13 protein-coding genes are annotated in these 18,479 nt (G+C 70.2%); 8 read left to right on the forward strand and 5 right to left on the reverse strand.

The window, feature by feature from the left end:
• Positions 1-57 precede the first annotated feature (57 nt).
• The 4 genes from AX721_RS00240 to AX721_RS00255 all read left to right on the forward strand — a co-directional run bounded on the left by AX721_RS00240 (position 58) and on the right by AX721_RS00255 (position 5,364).
• Positions 58-660, forward strand: coding sequence for a TetR/AcrR family transcriptional regulator (locus AX721_RS00240; protein WP_068873919.1), 603 nt, complete (start codon positions 58-60; stop codon positions 658-660).
• A 47-nt stretch (positions 661-707) separates the two neighbouring features.
• Complete coding sequence (locus tag AX721_RS00245; protein ID WP_068873920.1) at positions 708-2,171, forward strand: calcium-binding protein; 1,464 nt, start codon at positions 708-710, stop codon at positions 2,169-2,171.
• Positions 2,172-2,243: 72 nt separating this feature from the next.
• Entirely contained in the window at positions 2,244-3,836 is a 1,593-nt protein-coding gene (locus AX721_RS00250) for an amidase (protein ID WP_231733249.1), read from the forward strand.
• Between the two features lie 310 nt (positions 3,837-4,146).
• Entirely contained in the window at positions 4,147-5,364 is a 1,218-nt protein-coding gene (locus AX721_RS00255; RefSeq protein WP_082765453.1) for a glycosyltransferase, read from the forward strand.
• Here AX721_RS00255 and AX721_RS00260 read toward each other — a convergent pair.
• The 3 genes from AX721_RS00260 to AX721_RS00270 all read right to left on the reverse strand — a co-directional run bounded on the left by AX721_RS00260 (position 5,361) and on the right by AX721_RS00270 (position 9,117).
• Complete coding sequence (locus tag AX721_RS00260) at positions 5,361-6,596, reverse strand: acyl-CoA dehydrogenase family protein (RefSeq protein ID WP_068873922.1); 1,236 nt, start codon at positions 6,594-6,596, stop codon at positions 5,361-5,363. The genes AX721_RS00255 and AX721_RS00260 overlap by 4 nt on opposite strands.
• A 12-nt stretch (positions 6,597-6,608) precedes the next feature.
• Positions 6,609-7,730 (reverse strand): acyl-CoA dehydrogenase family protein, encoded by a 1,122-nt coding sequence (locus AX721_RS00265; RefSeq protein ID WP_068873923.1) that lies wholly within the window; start codon positions 7,728-7,730, stop codon positions 6,609-6,611.
• Between the two features lie 121 nt (positions 7,731-7,851).
• Positions 7,852-9,117, reverse strand: a complete 1,266-nt coding sequence (locus AX721_RS00270) for a LacI family DNA-binding transcriptional regulator (RefSeq protein WP_197422413.1) — start codon at positions 9,115-9,117, stop codon at positions 7,852-7,854.
• A gap of 32 nt (positions 9,118-9,149) precedes the next feature.
• On the opposite strand from AX721_RS00270, the gene AX721_RS00275 reads away from it, so the two are divergent.
• Together AX721_RS00275 and AX721_RS00280 are read left to right on the forward strand one after the other, a co-directional pair.
• Positions 9,150-11,336: a TonB-dependent receptor gene (locus tag AX721_RS00275; protein ID WP_068873925.1), complete on the forward strand. Its 2,187-nt coding sequence runs from the start codon at positions 9,150-9,152 to the stop codon at positions 11,334-11,336.
• Between the two features lie 47 nt (positions 11,337-11,383).
• The gene (locus AX721_RS00280) at positions 11,384-12,988 is read left to right on the forward strand and encodes a carboxylesterase/lipase family protein (protein WP_068873926.1); all 1,605 of its coding nucleotides are present in this window, start codon (positions 11,384-11,386) and stop codon (positions 12,986-12,988) included.
• Between the two features lie 31 nt (positions 12,989-13,019).
• Here the strand turns inward: AX721_RS00280 and AX721_RS27150 are convergent, their stop codons facing one another.
• Positions 13,020-13,217, reverse strand: a complete 198-nt coding sequence (locus AX721_RS27150) for a hypothetical protein (RefSeq protein WP_156466928.1) — start codon at positions 13,215-13,217, stop codon at positions 13,020-13,022.
• Positions 13,218-13,349: 132 nt separating this feature from the next.
• On the opposite strand from AX721_RS27150, the gene pepN reads away from it, so the two are divergent.
• Both pepN and AX721_RS00290 read left to right on the forward strand, forming a co-directional pair.
• Positions 13,350-15,965: an aminopeptidase N gene (gene pepN, locus AX721_RS00285; RefSeq protein WP_068873927.1), complete on the forward strand. Its 2,616-nt coding sequence runs from the start codon at positions 13,350-13,352 to the stop codon at positions 15,963-15,965.
• Positions 15,966-16,126: 161 nt separating this feature from the next.
• The gene (locus AX721_RS00290) at positions 16,127-17,920 is read left to right on the forward strand and encodes a PAS domain-containing sensor histidine kinase (RefSeq protein WP_068873928.1); all 1,794 of its coding nucleotides are present in this window, start codon (positions 16,127-16,129) and stop codon (positions 17,918-17,920) included.
• Here AX721_RS00290 and AX721_RS00295 read toward each other — a convergent pair.
• Complete coding sequence (locus tag AX721_RS00295; protein ID WP_068873929.1) at positions 17,867-18,367, reverse strand: periplasmic heavy metal sensor; 501 nt, start codon at positions 18,365-18,367, stop codon at positions 17,867-17,869. The two genes, AX721_RS00290 and AX721_RS00295, sit on opposite strands and share 54 nt — an antisense overlap.
• Positions 18,368-18,479 lie beyond the last annotated feature (112 nt).

An 18,479-nucleotide genomic window follows, 5' to 3' on the forward strand; every position in this document is an offset into this window, starting at 1 on the left:
TCCTGACTGAGGACGCAGAATAATATACAAACTGTCTGTATGTAAATTGATCGGTCGATGCCCAGGACGAGGGGTTCCCATGCCGAGCGCAGCCAGCGCAGCCGCGAGGCTCTCCTCGCCGCCGCCGGGCGGCTCTTCGCCGAGCAGGGCTACGCCGAGACCAGCACCGAGGCGGTGCTGGCGGCGGCCGGGCTTACCCGCGGCGCGCTCTACCATCACTTCCAGGACAAGCGGGACCTGTTCGAGGCGGTCTGCCGCGTCCTGCACGAGGAGGCGGCCGCGGCGATCCGGGCGGCGGCCGACGCCACCGTCGACCCGGTGGACGGGCTGATCGCCGGCTGTCTGGCCTTCATCGACCACGTGATCGACCCGCGGGCGCGGCGCATCCTCCTCGTCGAGGCGCCGTCGGTACTCGGCTGGGAACGCTGGAACGACCTGGACCGCGCGCATGGCTTCGGCCTCCTGCTGGAGGGCGTGCGCGAGGCGGTGGCCGCCGGAGCCCTGGAGGGCGATCCCGAAGTGCTGGCCCTGATGCTGAACGGCGGGCTGAATCAGGCCGTCGTCTGGGCCGGCCAGTCCGGCGATCCCAGGGCCGCCGCCCGCGTCAAGGCCGGCGCCGCCCATCTCCTGGAGACCTTGCGGCGGTCGGCGCGTTCCTGACAATGGCGGCATACACTTCAGGGCGAGCGTAGCTTCAGGAGTCACCTATGGCTGAGTTCGGCGGATCTCACAGCGCCCCGTCGCTGACAGGCACGGCAGGCGACGACAGCCTGACCGGCACGACCGGCGCCGATAGCCTGGCCGGTCTTGACGGAGACGACACTCTCGACGGCGCGGGAGGCGGGTTCGACACGCTCCGCGGCGGCTCCGGCGACGACCGGCTCGATCCAGGCGGCGGCAGCGCCTACCTCTTCGGGGACGACGGCAACGATAGGCTCGTCGGCGGCGGCGACCTCGGCGTCACCTACATGGAGGGCGGGGCGGGGAACGACGTGCTCGAGGGCCACGCCAACATCGCCACACGCGACTTCGCCGTCTACGTCCGGGCCTCCTCCGGCATCGTGGTCGACCTGCGCCGCGACGACGCTCAGCACATCGGCGGCGGCCAGGGCTTCGATGCGCTGTCCGGCGTCTGGGGAGTCTATGGCTCCGCCTTCTCCGACCGCCTCGTCGGCGGGGGCGCCAACGGCTTCGCCGGCCGTGAGCTACTGGGCCTGGGCGGCGACGATACCCTGCAGGGCGACGGCCGCGGAATGATCCTGCACGGCGGCGAGGGCGACGATCTGCTGATCGGCGGAGCCGGCGTCGACAGCGCGAACTACGGCGCGGTGTGGCTCGACGGCGTCCAGCTCAGCGGTCCCACTGGAGGCGTGACGGTGAATCTTGCGGCGGGCGGCCCCCAGGCCGTCGGCGGCGGGATGGGCGTGGACACCTTCGTCTCCATCGAGAACGTCAACGGCGGTGCGTTCGGCGACACGCTCGGCGGTGGTTCCGGCGTCAACGCCATCGATGGCGGAGCCGGCGACGACAGCCTGTCCGGCCTGGGCGACGCGGACTTGCTCTTCGGCGCGGAGGGCGCGGACAGCCTGTACGGCGGCGAAGGCGACGACAACCTCGATGGCGGCCCCGGCGCCAACCTTCTGCGCGGGGAGACTGGCGACGACGTGCTTCGCGGCGGCCAGGATTTCGATGATCTGCACGGCAACATGGGCGAAGACACCCTCTCGGGCGGGAGCGCCGACGACTGGGTGGTCGGTGGAAAGGACGGTGACAGCCTGGCCGGTGACGCCGGCGGCGACGTCGTCTTCGGCAACCTCGGCAGCGACACCTGCGATGGCGGCGACGGCGACGACATCGTCCGCGGAGGCCAGGACGACGACATCGTGCGTGGGGGCGGTGGCGACGACTTCGTGTCGGGCGACCGGGGCTCGGACACGGTCTCAGGCGGCCTGGGGGCGGACACCTTTCACACCTTCGGCGCCGCCGGCCTGGACCACGTGCTGGATTTCGACCGAGCGCAGGGTGACCGCGTGCTGGTGAGCGAGGGCGGCGCCTGGACGGTAAGCCAGCAAGGGGCGGACGTGGTGGTCGACCTGGTCGGGGGCGGCCGGATGGTGCTCGCGGGCGTGCAGCTGTCGACTCTGACGGACGGTTGGATCACCGCAGCCTAGCCCTGACCCGCAGCGCTCTGGCATAGGTCGGCTATGCGGCTACAACGGGGCGTCGATGTAGGGGAACTCAGAGTGATCCGGTCCGCAGCCCTTGGCCTTGCCCTGACCCTGGCCACGGCCGGCGGCGCGGCGGCGCAGCTCAGTCCCTACGCCTCGGCCGGCGAGCAACAGGCAGCGCTCACCGACGGGCGCGTCACCTCCGAACAGCTGGTCCGCAACTACTTGGAGCGGATCGAGCGGATCGACCGGGCGGGCCCGAAGCTGAACGCCGTGCTGGCGCTCAATCCGAAGGCCCTCGACGAGGCGCGCAGGCTCGACGCCGAGCGCCGGGCGGGCAAGGTCCGCGGGCCCCTCCACGGCCTGCCGATCCTGCTGAAAGACAACATCGAGACCGCCGACGGCACGGCCACCACCGCCGGGTCCCTCGCCCTCGCCGCCAATGTCACGAGCCGCGACGCGCCGCTGGTGACGCACCTGATCGACGCCGGCGCCGTCGTGCTGGGCAAGACCAACCTGTCGGAATGGGCCAACTTTCGCGGCAATCGCTCGATCAGCGGCTGGAGCGGCGTCGGCGGCTTGGTTCGCAACCCCTATTCCCTCGACCGCACGGCCTGTGGTTCGTCCTCGGGGTCCGGCGCCGCGGTGGCCGCGGGCCTCGCCGCCTTCGCCATCGGCACCGAGACCGACGGCTCGATCACCTGCCCTGCCGCCATGACCGGCGTCGTGGGCCTGAAGCCGACCGTGGGCCTGGTCTCCCGCACCCACATCGTCCCGATCTCGCCCGAGCAGGACACCGCCGGCCCGATGACCCGCACCGTCGCCGATGCGGCGGCGCTGCTGAACGTGATCGCCGGAACCGACCCTGCGGACCCGGCCACCCGCGAGGCCGACGCGCGGAAATCCAACTATCTGGCCGGCCTGAAACGCGACGCCCTGAAGGGCGCCCGGATCGGCGTCTGGTTCCCCTGGAAGGGCCGCTCCGCCCAGACCGACGCGGTGTTCGAAACCGCGCTGCAGGCCCTGCGCGACCAGGGCGCGGTGCTGGTGGACGTAAAGAGTCCGGACGAGGCGACCCTCGCCCGCATCGGCGAGCTGGAGGGGGACCTCCTGCGCTGGGAGTTCAAGGCCGCGCTGGACGCCTATCTCGCCACGACCCCGGCCGCCGTGAAGAGCCGCACCCTCGCCGACCTCATCGCCTTCAACAAGGCCGAGCCCCGCGAACTGGCCCTGTTCGGCCAGGAGATCTTCGAGGCCGCCCAGGCCAAGCCTCCGATCACCGACCCCGCCTACCGCGAGAAGCGCACGGTGGCGCGGAAGCTGGCGCGCGATAGCCTCGACAGGATGTTGGCCGAGCAGACGCTGGACGCCATCGTCTCGCCCAGCGGCGGCCCGCCCTCGATCGTCGATCCGGTGAACGGCGGGCCCTTCTTCGGCTCCCCGTCGCGGCTTCCGGCCGTCTCGGGCTATCCGCACCTGACGGTCCCTGCGGGCTACGCCACGGGCCTTCCGGTGGGGCTGTCGTTCCTGGGTCCCGAATGGTCGGAGGCCCGCCTGCTGGCCCTGGGTTACGCCTTCGAGCAGGCGACCCGCGCCCGGCGCGAGCCGGAGTTCCTGCCGGACGTGTCGGCGCGCCCCGACATCGCCCGCGCCTACGACCCACGATAGGCCCTGCAACCTCGGCCCTCCCTGAGGGTTATGCGGCCAGCCAGAGGTGAGGGATCCCACGCCATGATTGCGCGCGCTGTACGCAACGGCCTTGAAAGCGCCGCCGTAATCCATGACATCCGGGTGCAAGCCGCTACTGTGGCGCGGCTCCGCAACCGGAAGGGATTGTCCTCTGGCTCCGCTCAGGAAGAGACGACCGGTCCGCCGCGCGACCCTTAAGGCCCTCAAGGCGAAGGTCGTCCGGCCGGAATCCTCGGCCGATCTGTTCAACGCTGCCGCGAGCAGCATCATCGCTCGGAGATCGGGCCGCGTGTTCGACGCCACCGCCCCCAGATATGCGAACCTGATCCGGCTGGAGCCGGACGTCGCCGCCGTCTCGCCCGAACCGGCGAGCGCGGGGGCGGGCTTCCACCTGATCGACACCACCATGATGTATGCGCCCAAATCCGGCGGGGTGAAGCGCTACCTGAACGCCAAGCGGGCCTGGCTGTCCCGCCGGCGGCCCGACGTGCGCCACACCCTGGTGGTGCCGGGCGCGCGCACTCGCGCCGAGGGCGATGGCCTGGTGACCGTCTCCGCCACCCGCCTGCCCTTCGGCAATGGCTATCGGATGCCCGCCAGCCTGACCAAGTGGGAGACGGTCCTGCGCCTGCTGGAGCCGGACGTCATCGAGGCGGGCGACGTCTTCGTGCCGGGCCATGCGGCGCTCTACGCCGGCGACGCCCTAGGCGTGCCCGTGGTCGGGTTCTGCCACACGGACGCCGCGGCCCTGGCCGCCCTGCACTTCGGCGAGTGGGCCGAGGCGCCCACGTTCAACTTCTGGGCCCAGGCCTACCAGCGGTTCGACCATGTGGTGGCCCCCAGCCGGCACATGGCCGCGCGCCTGGCCGACGCCGGCGTCCATCGCACGTCGATCCAGCAGCTGGGCGTCGACACCGACCTCTTCCACCCGTGCCGGGGCGACCGCGCCCGCCTGTTCCACAGGCTGGGCCTGCCGCCCGAGACCCGCCTGCTGGTCTTCGCCGGCCGCCCGGCGCGGGAGAAGAACATCGAGTCCATGGTCGCGGCGGTGGAGCGGCTGGGCGCCCCATACCGCCTGCTGCTGGTCGGCGCCGGCAAGGACGTCACCTGGTCGCCCGCCGTGATCAGCCTGGACTTCGAGCGCGACCCGGTGCGCCTCGCCAGCCTGCTCGCTTCCTGCGACGCCGCCCTGCACGCCAACGAGAACGAGATCTTCGGGCTCTTCGTGCTGGAGGCCATGGCCGCCGGCCTGCCCGTCGTCGGCTCGCGCCGGGGCGGGGTGGGCGAGCTGATCGACGCCAGCGTCGGCCAGCCGGCCGAGAACGTGGAGCCGGGCGGCCTGGCCGGGGCGATCGAGGCCCTCTTCGACCGCGACGTCGCCGCCCTGTCGCTGGCCGCCCGCCGCCGGGCCGAGACCCGCCACGGCTGGGACGCCACCTTCGAGGCCCTGACCCGCCTCTACGCCGGCCTCATCGCCCGCCGCGAGCCCCTGGCGCTGACGGCTTAGCGCCCCGTCGGGAGGTCCTTGAACGCCACATCCTTGTCGACGCGGATGTCGCCCGGCAGGCCCAGGACCCGCTCGGCGATGATGTTCTTGAGGATCTCGTCCGTCCCGCCCGCGATCCGCAAGCCCGGGGCGCTCATCAGCGAAGCGTGGAACGCGCCCTGAAGCGGGGCCAGGGCTGGATCGTTGATGATCCCGTATTGGTCCAGCAGTTCCACCGCCGCATTGCCCAGCTCCTGCATCTGCATGGCGCTGACCACCTTGCCGATCGAGCTCTCGGGCCCCGGAGTCTGGCCGCGGCTGAGCGCGGTCATGGTGCGGTTGCGGGTGTGCTCCAGCCCTTTGGTCGCCACGTACCAGTCGGCCAGCTTCTCGCGGACCGCCTGATCCTTCAGCACCGGCGCGCCGTCGAAGCCTGTGACGCTGCGCGCCGCCTCCAGGAACTGGCTCCAGCCCGCCCCCGACGGCCCGCCCACCGCCAGCCGCTCGTTCATCAGCGTGACCAGGCTGACCTTCCAGCCGTCGTTCACCGCCCCCAGCCGCTGGCTGTCCTTGACCCGCACGTTCGTGAAGAACACCTCGTTGAAGCCCGACCCGCCGGACATCTGGTGGATCGGCCGCACCTCGATGCCCGGATCGCTCATGTCGACCCAGAACATGGTCATGCCCTTGTGCTTGGGCGCCTCGGGGTCGGTCCGGGTGACGACAATGCCGAAGTTCGAGAACTGGGCCCCCGTCGTCCACACCTTCTGGCCCTCGATGATCCAGTCGCCCGAGCCGTCCGGCGCCCGCACCGCCCGCGTCCGCGCCGCCGCCACGTCCGAACCGCCTGAGGGCTCGGAGAACAGCTGGCACCAAATCTCCTCGCCGCGCAGGGCCGGGCCCACGAACCGCTTCTTGGTCTCCTCGTCCGCGAACGCCATCACGGTCGGCACGCACATGCCCAGGCCGATCTGGAACGGGTTCGGCGGCACCGGATAGCGCGCCTCCTCGGCGTTGAAGATCACCTGCTGGATCGGCGTGCCGCCCGGCCCGCCCCAGGCCTTGGGCCAGGTGATCTGGGCATAGCCGGCGGCCGCCTTCTTGGCCTGCCAGGCCTTGGAGGCCGCCATCGACGAGCCGCCGCCCTCCAGGTCGTCGGCCTCGCCCTCGCGCGACTTGGGCGCATTCGCCTCCAGCCAGGCCCGCACCTCGGCGCGATAGGCGGCTTCTTCGGGAGAGTCGTTGAAGTCCATCTGCGGGTCTCCCTACGCGGCCGTGTTCTTGCGTTCGAGCTGGCTGACCAGCCGCTCCTTCCAGACGCGCGGCGCGCCGGCCACCAGGCCGAGCTGGCGCGAGCGGCGGTAGTAGAGATGGGCGTCCACTTCCCAGGTGAAGCCGATCCCGCCGTGGGTCTGGATGTTCTCCTTGGCGCCGAACCAGAACGCCTCGCTGGCCGCGATCCGCGCCGCGCTGGCCGCCACCGGCAGCTCCGGCGCATTGGTGTTCAGCGCCCAGGCCCCATAGTATGCGTTCGAGCGCGCCAGCTCGTTCTTGACGTACATGTCGGCCAGCTTGTGCTTGATCGCCTGGTAGCTGGCGATCACCCGCCCGAAGGCATAACGCTCCAGCGCATAGGCCTTGGCCATTTCCAGACAGCGGTCGGCCCCGCCGCACTGCTCGAACGCCAGCAGCACCGCCGCCCGGTCCGTCACCTGCTCCAGCAGAGCGAAGCCCTCGCCCGCCGCGCCCAGCCGCTCGGCCGCGGCGCCGCTGAAGGTCAGCTTCGCCGCATCGCGCGTGGGATCCAGGGTCTGCAGCGGCTCGCGCGTCACGCCTTCCTTGGCCGAGAGGTCGACCAGGAACAGGCCTGCCTGGCCGTTCTCCTTGGCCAGCACCAGGGCGTGGGTGGCGATATCGCCATCGGTCACCGGCAGCTTCACGCCCGAGAGCTTGCCGCCGGACACAGTGGCCTGCAGCCCGGCCGCGGTCAGCACGCCCGGCCCTTCCGAGGTCGCCACGCACCCGATGACCTCGCCCGCCGCGATCTTCGGTAGCAGCGCCGCCTTCTGCTCCTCGCTGCCCGCCAGCATCACCGCCTCGGCCAGGAAATAGACCGTCGAGGCGAAGGGGATCGGCGCGACGACCCGGCCCAGCTCCTCGGCGATGGCGCACAGCTCGATATGCCCCAGGCCCAGCCCGCCGTGTTCCTCCGAGATCGCCGCGCCCAGCCAGCCTTGCCCGGCCACCGCCGTCCACAGGGCCTCGTCATAGGCCTTGGCCTCGTCGTCCAGCACCTTGCGCACCCGGCTTGTGGGGCAGTTCGCCTCCAGGAACTTGCGCGCCTCGTTCTTCAGGAACTTCTGGTCGTCTGAGAAATCGAAATTCATGGTCCTGTCCTGCCGGGTTCACCGGTCTGGGGTTTCCTGGACCAAGCATTGCGCGTGCGGGAGCGGCTAGGAAAGTGTGACCTCGCGTCAGGGAGGCCCACTGACGGCGCGATGGAGGCGCTCACCGGGAGGGGCGGGGGTTGGTCGACGATCGTATCCGCAGCTCCACCGGATGGTGGGCGATGGGGCGGCCGGCGTCGCCGACGACCAGGCGGTCGACGGCCTCGTCCATCATCTCGATCAGGGGCGCGCGGATCGTCGTCAGCGCGGGATGGATCATCGCGCCGATGTCGCTGTCGTCGAATCCCGCCACAGCGATATCGCCCGGAACGGAGAGGCCCAGGCTCTGCGCACGCGCCACGGCGCCGATCGCCAGCTCGTCGCAGAAGGCGAAGATCGCCGTCGGGGGACGTGGCCGCGCCAGCAAGGCGTCGAGCGCAGGCCCGGCCGTCTCCGCCAGCCCGCGGCCCAGGCGCGCGCGCCCGTCAGCCGGGTTGGCGAGACCCGGAGCCTCCACCTGGGCGATGTCGGCGGGATCGACCCCCGCTTCGAGGAGCCCCTCGGTGAAGCTACGGCTGCGCACCAGGGTGGCATGGTGGCCCGGCGGTCCCGCGATGTGGCCGAAGCGCCGGTGCCCGAGGTCCCAGAGGTGGCGCGCGAGGGCGCGCACCCCGGCTTCATCGTCGGAGAACACGGCCGGCGACCGTCCCGGATCGGTCGCCGGCGCGATCCTCACATAGTCGAGGCCCAGGCGATCCAGGAGTTCGAGCAGCGGCGGCGCATCGCAAAGCGGTGGCAGAACGACATAGCCGTCGGCATTGGGGCGCCTCAGCAGGTCGGCCGGGGCCAGCATGGCCTGCCGCAGCGGGCATTCCTGGATGATCAGTCGCCGGTCGCGGGCGGCGCAGGCGCGCGTGAGGCCTCTGACCACCTCCGCGAAATAGAAGTGCGAGAGATGCGCCGTCAGCAGGCAAAGATTGAAGCTGCGCGCGCCGCGCAGCGCGCGGGCCGCCATGTTCGGCTCGAAGTCCAGCGCCGCCATCGCCGCCTTCACCCGCTCGAGCGTCTCCGGGCGGATCGACGGCTCACCGTTGATGACACGCGACACCGTGCGACCGGAAACACCGGCGAGCCGGCCGACCTCATGCACCGTGGCCTTCCCGCCATGCCTCGCCTTCGTCGGAAAGTCGGAGCCCATCACCACCCGCGCGCAACGCCGAACAGGGCGACCGCAAGCCCGCATGATTAGCATCCGCAGCAATCTGAAACAAATGTCAGCCCCGACATAAAAGGCCCGTGTCATCGTTGACATGGCCAATGTAATCGATAACATCGACACAAGGAGCGCCCATTCGTTGTGGGACGCTGAAAACGCGACGGCGACCAAACGACCGCGCACCACAAAGGGAGGGACACTGAATGCGCTTCCGCGCCGCCATTTTTGCGTCTGCATCGACGCTGGTTTTCGCTACGTCAGCCTGGCCGAGCCTGGCGGCCGAGGAGCCGGCGGCGCTCGATGAGGTGATCGTCACCGCCACCCGCGTTCAGACCCTCGCCTCCAAGACGCCGGTCGCGCTGAGCGCGATCACCGGGGAAGGGCTGACGGCGGCCGGCATCACCAATCCGACCACCCTGGGGGAGCAGGTTCCGAACCTTTCGATCGTCCGCGGCAACGGGCTGCAGATCACCATCCGCGGCGTCACCAGCACCGACGGCACGGAAAAGGGTGACCCCTCGGCCGCCTTCCTGCTCGACGGGGTCTACCTCGCCCGGCCGCAGGCGCAGGAGGTGTCGTTCTACGACCTGGAGCGGGTGGAGGTCCTGCGCGGCCCGCAAGGCACGCTCTATGGCCGCAACACGACCGCAGGCCTGGTGAACGTCATCACCGCCGTGCCGAAGCATGCGTTCGAAGGATCGATCGAGAGCGTCTACGCCAGCTTCGATACGCTCCAGCTCACGGGCGTGGTGAACGTGCCGTTGAACGAGAAGGTCGCGCTGCGGGCGGCGGTCAACTACGACCGGCGCGACAGTTACCTGCGCGAGGGCGTGGCGTCACCGACCTCGCTCGATCCGTTCAAGAAGAACCTGTCGGGCCGCCTGTCGGCGCTGTTCGACATCACCGAGGACATGAGCCTGGTGGTGCGCGCGGACTATTCCGAGATCCGTGGCGTGCCGATCAACACCGTCTACTCCACCAACTTCTTCAACGGCCCGTTCACGGCGGGATCGTTCCCGACCCGCGTGGATGCGGGCGCCAAGGCGCAGCGCACCCTCGGCTACGCCCCGGTCTGGCAGACCCGGCGGGACAACGACACCTGGGGCGTCCAGGCCGAGTACAACTGGAGCTTCACGCCGGACCTGACCCTCACCTACCTCGGTTCGTATCGCGAATTCACCCGCAGCGAGAGGCTGGACGCCATTCGCGGGCAGAACCGGGCGACCTTCGAGGGCGACTACTGGCAGAATTCGCAGGAGCTGCGGCTGGCCTACCAGCACGAGGCGCTGCAGTTCCAGACCGGCGTCTACTACTTCAAGGAGCGGTCGGGGATCGAGTTCTTCATCCTGAACCCGCAGAACCTCGGCCTGCCCGCCACGGCGACCCGGTACGGCTTCCCGCAGGACCCGACGATCGCCGAAAGCTACGCCGGCTTCGCCCAGGCGACCTACGAGGTGGCGCCCCAGCTGCACCTAACGGCCGGCGTCCGCTACTCGCACGACGACAAGTCACGGGTCGGCGCGACGGTCTACGACACCACGGCCGGAACCCGCGTGTTCCTGCAGAACAACAACGCGAGCCGCAGCTTTGAGAAGGTCACCTACCGCCTGGGCGCCGACTACGACATCGACGGCCTGGGGCTGGTCTACGCCACCTTCTCCACGGGTTATAAGGCAGGCGGCTTCAACGACGGCTGCGAGACCGGCACGGGCCCAGGCTGCGCGCTGCCGGCCGACGCCCTCTACTACCAGCCCGAGACGCTGACGGCCTACGAGGGCGGCTTCAAGTTCCACTTCCCCGAACTGGGCCTGCGGTTGAACGGAGCGGTGTTCCACTATGACTACAAGGGGCTGCAGCTCAGCTCCGTCACCAACGCCTGCGGCGTCCCCTGTCAGACGACCCGCAACGCCGCCAAGGCCAAGGTCGACGGGGTCGAGGTCGAGGCGGTCTACACGCCGGCGGAAGGCCATCGGTTCGACGCCAACCTGAACTGGCTGCGGGGGCGCTACGCCGAATTCATGCCCACCCCGGCGTTCGACTTCGCCGGGCTTGCGCTCGACCGCTCTCCGAAATGGTCCGGCGCCGTCGGCTATTCGTACACCCACCCGGTGGGCGACGGGACGATCGTGGCGGCGGCGCGGGTGCGGTTCAGCGCGCGCTATCGGCTGACCCAGATCTCGCCGGTGGTGTTCTTCCGTCAGCCCGGCTTCCACAAGACCGACCTGACGCTGACCTACAACGCGCCCGAGGACCGGTACTATGTGCAGGCCTTCGCCAAGAACCTCGAGAACGAGATCGTGCTCACCGGCGCGACCAACTCCGCCACGGCCAGCACGGCGGCGTTCGAGGACCCGCGCACCATAGGCGTCCGCGTCGGCTATAACTTCTAGCGTCGAGGCGGCCCCTCGCGGGGTCCGGTTCAGGGGAGCGGCAGCACATGAAAGCCAGGATGTTGCGGGCCGCGGCGCTGGCCGCCGCGCTGGCGGCCTGGGCGGCCACGGGAACGGCGGAAGAGCGCCCCGTCCCGGAGGTCGTCGGCGTCGAGGGCGGGCAAATCCGCGGGCGCGTCGCGGACGAGGTCCTGTCCTTCAAGGGCATCCCTTTCGCCGCACCGCCCGTCGGTGAGCTGCGCTGGCGCAGCCCTCAGCCGGTGCGGCCCTGGGCGGGCGTCCGCGACGCCGGCGCCTACGGCCACGACTGCATGCAGATCCCCTTCCCGAGCGATGCGGCGCCGCTTGGGACCACGCCCGCCGAGGATTGCCTGACGCTCAACGTCTGGCGGCCCGCCACCCCTGGCAAGAAGCTGCCGGTCATCGTCTGGATCTATGGCGGCGGCTTCGTGAACGGCGGATCCTCGCCCGACGTCTACGACGGCGCCGCCTTCGCCCGCAAAGGACTGGTGTTCGTCAGCTTCAATTACCGGCTGGGCCGCTTCGGCTTCTTCGCCCACCCCGCCCTGGCCGCCGCCGGCGAGGGTCCGGTCGGCAACTTCGGCCTGATGGATCAGCACGCCGCGCTGAAGTGGATCAGGCGCAACATCGCCGCGTTTGGCGGCGACCCGGACCAGGTGACCGTGTTCGGCGAGTCGGCCGGCGGCATGTCGATCACCAACCTGATGGGCGCACCCGCCGCGCGCGGCCTATTCAACCGCGCCGCCATCATGTCGGGCGGCGGCCGTGGGCCGGCGCCGCTGCACCGGATGTCCCAGGACCTTCCCGGCCTGCCGTCAGCAGAGACCATCGGCGTCAACTTCGCCCGGGCCAATGGGATCTCCGCCGACGGCCCCCAGGCTCTGAAGGCGCTTCGCGCGCTGCCGGCCGCCGCCGTGGCGAAGGGCGTCAGCCTGGCCGAGCTGTTCGGCGGACCGCAGCCCGGTCCGCCCACCTGGTCGGGCCCGTTCCAGGACGGCGTGACCCTGGTCGGCGCGAACCCTGACCTGTTCGCCCGTCGTGCGATGGCGACCATGCCTGTGATGGTCGGCGCGACGGACGCGGACATCGGCTACGTTCCGGCCAAGAGCAAGGACGAGCTATTCGGCCTCTTCGGCGAGGATCGCGAATCGGCGAAGGCGGCCTTCGACGAATCAGGCGAGATGCCCCTGGCCAAACTGATCCAGACGGTCGGCCGCCAGAGCATGATGATCGAGCCGGCGCGCTACCTCGCCAGCGAGATGACGGCCGCCGGCCAGCCGGCCTGGCACTACCGGTTCTCGTACGTGGCCCGGTCCATGCGCGCCGAGTGGGCCGGCGCGCCGCACGCGACGGACATCCCCTACGCCTTCGACACGGTCGCCGCGAAGTACGGCGACCGGCTGGCGCCCGAGGACGCGGCTGTCGCCCGCGCCTTCCACGCCTATCTCGTCAACTTCACCAAGACCGGCGACCCGAACGGCCCGGACCTGCCGGCCTGGCCGCGCTATGACCGCCAGGGCGACGCGCTTCTTGACCTGACGACGGACCGCGGCCCCGTGGTCGGCCCCGATCCGCTGCGGTCGCAACTGGATCTGGTCGCAGCCCGGGCCGCGCGATCGGCCCGACCCTAGAACGGGCCTCCCGAAGGTCCGCCCAATCGACTCAGCTGCCGGGCGCGAACTCGCGCGTCCTGGAGAACCGGCCGACCAGGCGTCCGCCCTGCCACAGCTCGGCAGCCTCGCCCGGCGACAGCAGCGGGTGGGCCTTGATCACCGCATCGTCGTCGCCGGCGGCGTGGATCGTGTCGCCCACGCGCAGTCGTCCGCCGGGACCGACGTGATAGATTCTGTAACTCTGCAAGGCTCCGGCCCCACGCGATACGCAACACCCCCCCACGGGATAACACGGTTCTCTCCTCCGTCGAGCCCAGGTGCGCCGAAAGTTGGGCGCCCATGCCTTGGCGCCGCCCAAGTGGGACGCCTAGATGAGCGGATGCGCACCGACACCCCCCAGCCTATCCGCCTGTCCGAGTACCGGCCGCCCGCGTTCCTGGTGGACGAGATCCACCTGACCTTCGACCTGGCGCCCAACACCACTCGGGTGAAGGCGAAGCTTTCGGTGCGCCGCAACGGCGACCATGCCGATCCGCTGGTGTTCAACGGCGAGCGGTTGATGCCCCTGTCCGTGGCGATCGACGGCCGCGCGCTGACGGCGGCCGAGCACACCATCGATGACGAGTTCCTGACCATCCCCGGCGCGCCGGACGCCTTCACCCTGGAGACCGAGGTCGAGATCGACCCGGAGAACAACAAGGCCCTCGAGGGGCTCTATATGTCCGGCGGCCGCTACTGCACCCAGTGCGAGTCCGAGGGCTTCCGCAAGATCACCTTCTGGCCCGACCGTCCGGATGTGCTGTCCAAGTACACGGTCCGCATCGAGGCCGACAAAAAGGTCCGCCACCTGCTGGCCAACGGCAACCTGATCGACAAGGGCGACCTGCCCGGCGGGCGCCACTTCGCGGTCTGGAACGACCCCTTCCCCAAGCCCAGCTACCTCTTCGCCCTGGTGGGCGGCGAGCTGGACGTGCTGGAGGACAAGCTCACCACCATGAGCGGACGCGTGGTCGATCTGCGGATCTACGTCGATCCGGGCATGGCGCCGCGCGCCGCCTACGCCATGGACGCCCTGAAGCGTTCGATGAAGTGGGACGAGGAAGCCTACGGCCGCGAGTACGACCTGGACCTCTTCATGATCGTGGCGGTCCGCGACTTCAACTTCGGGGCCATGGAGAACAAGGGGCTGAACGTCTTCAACTCCTCGCTTCTCCTGGCCGACCCGGCCACCGCCACCGACGTGGACTACGAACGCATCGAGGCCGTGGTCGCCCACGAGTATTTCCACAACTGGACCGGCAACCGCATCACCTGCCGCGACTGGTTCCAGCTCTGCCTGAAGGAGGGCCTGACCGTCTTCCGCGAACAGGACTTCTGCGCCGACATGCGCGGCGAGGCGGTGGCGCGGATCAAGGCCGTGAAGGCCCTGCGTAGCCGCCAGTTCGCCGAGGACCAGGGCCCTCTCGCCCACCCCGTGCGCCCCTCGGCCTACATGAAGATCGAGAACTTCTACACGGCGACGATCTACGAGAAGGGCTCCGAGGTCATCGGCATGCTGAAGACCCTGATCGGCGCCGAGGCGTTCCGGAAGGGCATGGACCTCTACTTCGACCGCTGGGACGGCCACGCCACCACGGTGGAAGCCTTCATCGAATGCTTCGCCGAGGTCTCGGGCCGCGACCTCTCCGACTTCTTCGCCTGGTATGAACAGGCGGGCACGCCGCGGGTCTCGGTGGCCGGCCGCTATGACGAGGCCGCCCGTTCGCTCGAACTGACCCTGACCCAGGCCAATCCGCCCACCAACGGCCAGCCGGACAAGCGGCCGGTGCCGATCCCGGTGACGGTGGGCCTGCTGGACCTCGAAGGCCGCACCCTGGCCTTTCAGCGCGACGGTCAGGCCCTCGACGAGACGGTCATCGTCCTCGACAAGCCGGAGCTCAAGGTCACCCTCACCGGCGTCGACTCAAAGCCGGTGGTCTCCGCCCTGCGCGGCTTCTCGGCCCCGGTTGTGCTGACGACCGACGCCGAGCCCAAGGCGCGCTACGTCCAGCTGGCCTCGGATCCGGACCTGTTCAACCGCTGGGAAGCGGGCCAGGATCTGGCGGCCGACCTGATCCTCAGCCGCGCGGCGGGCAGGCCGAACGAGGTGGGCGAAGAGCGCTATGCCGAGGCCGTCGGTCGCGCCCTGGTGGACCAGGCCTCGGACCCCGCCTTCAAGGCGCTGTTGCTGGCCCTGCCTTCCGAAAACGACCTGGCGCTCCTGCGCAGCCCCGTGGACCCGGCCGCCATCCACGAGGCGCGCGACGCCCTTCGGCTGCGGCTCGCGCTGCACCTGAACGGCGAACTGCGCCACATCCACACCGGCCTGCAGGACCTCGGCGAGTTCTCGCCCGACGCCGCCGGCGCGGGACGGCGGGCGCTGCGCAACGCGGCGCTGGAGCTGATGGCCGCGAACCCGCGCAGCGAGATCGCCGACATCGCCTACGGCCACTACCGGGCCTCGGTGAACATGACCGACATGATCGGCGGCCTGAACGCGCTGATGCTGATCGGCGGCCCGCTCTACGACGAGGCCCTGACCGACTTCTACGACCGCTGGAAGTCCGAGCCGCTGGTGATCGACAAGTGGTTCGCGGTCCAGGCGCGCGATCCGGGCGAGGTGGCGCTGGGCCGCATCCTGGGCCTGACCGCCCACCCCGCCTTCGACGTCCAGAACCCGAACCGCCTGCGGGCCCTGGTCTCCAGCTTCGCCAACTTCAATCCGGCCCGGTTCCACGACCCCAGCGGCGCGGGCTACCGCTTCCTGGCGGACCAAATCATCGCGGTGGACCGGTTCAACCCCATGACCGCCGCACGCCTCGTGGACCCGCTCGGTGGCTGGAAACGCCTTCGTCCGGACCTGGGCAAACTGATGAGAGCCGAGCTTGAGCGGATTGTCGCGGTCGAGGGCTTGTCGAAGAACGTTTACGAATTGGCCACCCGCGCACTCGACTGATTGCGACGATTGCCCGCGATGACCGCGGGCGGCGGATCAGCTTAGACTTCCGCGTCGGTTCGGTGCGCCGGACGGCGGGAGACGGAGGAGCGGCGGCCTTGGCCGGACGCGGGGGGCAGAATCTCGCAGGCGTGACGCCCGAAAGGCGCGGTCGCGGGCGTGTGCCCGGATCGCCCCGCTATTCGCGGCCGGCGATTCTCTCCGTCGTGGTCGCGCTGGGCCTGATGGGCGTCCTGGCGCTGGCGCGGATCTGGCTCGCCGCCCCTGGCCGCCTCGAACTGGCCGTCTGGCTGGTCTCCGCCGTCGCCGCCGCCATCACCCTGGGCGTCCTGCTGATCCAGGAGATGCGCCGCGTCGACAGCGTGCAGGCCGCGCGGATCGATTCCGAACAGCGCTTCCGCATGGCCGTGGAGGCCGCGCGCTGCGGCATCTGGGAATGGGACCTGGCGGCCGACAAGATCTTCATGTCCGAGGTCACCGCCTCGCTCTTCGGCTGGCGCAGCGGCCTGGTCGACGGCCAGCAGGTCCTCGACCGCGTGGCGCCGGGCCACCGCGACGACATGCGCGAGGCGCTCTCCACCGCCGCCATCTACGGCGACTTCGACGTCTCGTTCCGGGTGCCGCCGATCGCCGGCGCCCGTCCGGTCTGGATCGACTTCCGCGGCCGCGGCTTCGGCGACAGCCCCGAGGGCGGCTTTGCCCGGATCATCGGCGTCGCCCTCGACGTCACCGAGGAGCGCCTCGCCCAGGCCCGAGCCCAGTCCGCCGAGAGCCGCCTACGCGACGCCATCGAAAGCACCTCTGAGGCCTTCGTCCTCTGGGACCGCAACGGTCGCCTCGTGATGTGCAACAAGAACTTCCGCAGCTACTTCCAGCTCGACGCCGAGGTTCTGAAGGCGGGCGTGGGCCGCGAGCAGGTCGAGCGCGCCGCCCGGCTGGCGATCCGCCAGGAATACCCCGCCCCGGGCGGTCGCCGCGGCGTGCGCGAGGCCGAGCTGTCGGATGGCCGTTGGGTGCAGATCTCCGAGCGCCCCACCGCCGAAGGCGGCCTAGTGGTCACCGCCGCCGACATCACCGTGCTGAAGACCCAGGAGGAGGCCCGCCGGATCAAGGAGGAGGAGCTCCGCCGCGCGGTCATCAACCTGGAGCAGAGCCAGGAACAGCTCTCCGAACTGGCCCGCAAGTACGAGGCCGAGAAGATCCGCGCCGAGGGCGCCAGCCAGGCCAAGAGCGAGTTCCTGGCCAACATGAGCCACGAGCTGCGCACCCCGCTGAACGCCATCAACGGCTTCTCCGAGATCATGGCCGGCGAGATGTACGGCCCGCTGGGCGACAGCCGCTACCGCGACTACTGCCGCGACATCCTGAGCTCCGGCCAGCACCTCCTGGCCCTGATCAACGACATCCTCGACATGTCCAAGATCGAGGCCGGCAAACTGACCCTGCGGTTCGAGCCGGTCTGCCTCGAGGAAATCGCCGAGGACGCCCTGCGCCTGGTGCGCAACCGCGCGGAGGCGGCGGGCCTGAACCTCGTCCTGGATTTCGTCGACCTGCCCGACGTCGAGGCCGACCACCGGGCGGTGAAACAGGTGCTGCTGAATCTGCTCTCCAACGCCATCAAGTTCACGCCCCGCGGCGGGCGGGTGACCGTCCGTGGCGAGCGGCGCGAGGATCCGCTGGGCGAGCGGGTGCGGATCAGCGTCCAGGACACCGGCATCGGGATCTCGGCCCAGGACCTGGAGCGGCTGGCGCGGCCCTTCGAACAGGTGGAGAGCCAGCATTCCAAGACCACCCAGGGCACCGGCCTCGGCCTGGCGCTCACCAAGTCCCTCGTCGAGATGCATGGCGGCCTGCTGGACCTGAAGAGCGCGCCCGGCCAGGGCACGGTCGCCAGCTTCGCCCTACCGGTCCGGCAGAGCGCCCCGGTCGTCCTGGCCGGCGCCGCCGCGGCCTAGGCGCGGTCGGGCGAGGGCTTCCCCGAACTGTCGCCGCTCGTCCGGCGGCAGGGTGGCCGCGAAATCCACCAGCCGCCGGTCCATGGCCACCCGCACCTCGTGCTCCAGCCCCCGGGCGCGCGCCAGGCGCTCGACCGCCGCATCCCGGTCGAAAGGCTCGTCCCCGAACGACTGCATCGCCTCGCGCGCCAGCCGCCGCGCCGCGCGGGCCTTGGGACCATAGGTGTGGGCATGCTCCGGCCCGCCTTCGCGCCAGGCGGCCCGGCGCTCGGGCGGCAGGGCCCGGATCGCCGCCATGACCGGGTTGCGCTGCCCTCCCGCCTGCTCCATCGCCGCGGCCGGCGGCGTGCGGGCCTTCTGCAGTTGCGCGCCGACGAAGGCGCCGCCAATGAACACGTTGAGCGCCGTGGACACGAACAGGGCGCCGAGCAGGATCCGCCGGTCCATCAGGCGTCCTCGTCCAGATAGAGGCTGAAGTCGTCGTCGCTCACGGCCGTGACCAGGGCGTCCAGATCCGACCCGGCCGGGGTGGATGGTGAGGCATGGAATTGCGCGCCCG

This window comes from Phenylobacterium sp. CCH9-H3 (assembly GCF_001557235.1).
In the GTDB taxonomy this organism is placed as follows: Bacteria; Pseudomonadota; Alphaproteobacteria; order Caulobacterales; family Caulobacteraceae; genus Phenylobacterium.

Coding starts and splice junctions, on each gene's coding strand:
- AX721_RS00240 (WP_068873919.1), top strand. CDS start 58: ATGCCCAGGACGAGGGGTTCCCATGCCGAGCGCAGCCAGCGCAGCCGC.
- AX721_RS00245 (WP_068873920.1), top strand. CDS start 708: ATGGCTGAGTTCGGCGGATCTCACAGCGCCCCGTCGCTGACAGGCACG.
- AX721_RS00260 (WP_068873922.1), bottom strand. CDS start 6,596: ATGGACTTCAACGACTCTCCCGAAGAAGCCGCCTATCGCGCCGAGGTG.
- AX721_RS00265 (WP_068873923.1), bottom strand. CDS start 7,730: ATGAATTTCGATTTCTCAGACGACCAGAAGTTCCTGAAGAACGAGGCG.
- AX721_RS00275 (WP_068873925.1), top strand. CDS start 9,150: ATGCGCTTCCGCGCCGCCATTTTTGCGTCTGCATCGACGCTGGTTTTC.
- AX721_RS00280 (WP_068873926.1), top strand. CDS start 11,384: ATGAAAGCCAGGATGTTGCGGGCCGCGGCGCTGGCCGCCGCGCTGGCG.
- pepN (WP_068873927.1), top strand. CDS start 13,350: ATGCGCACCGACACCCCCCAGCCTATCCGCCTGTCCGAGTACCGGCCG.
- AX721_RS00295 (WP_068873929.1), bottom strand. CDS start 18,367: ATGGACCGGCGGATCCTGCTCGGCGCCCTGTTCGTGTCCACGGCGCTC.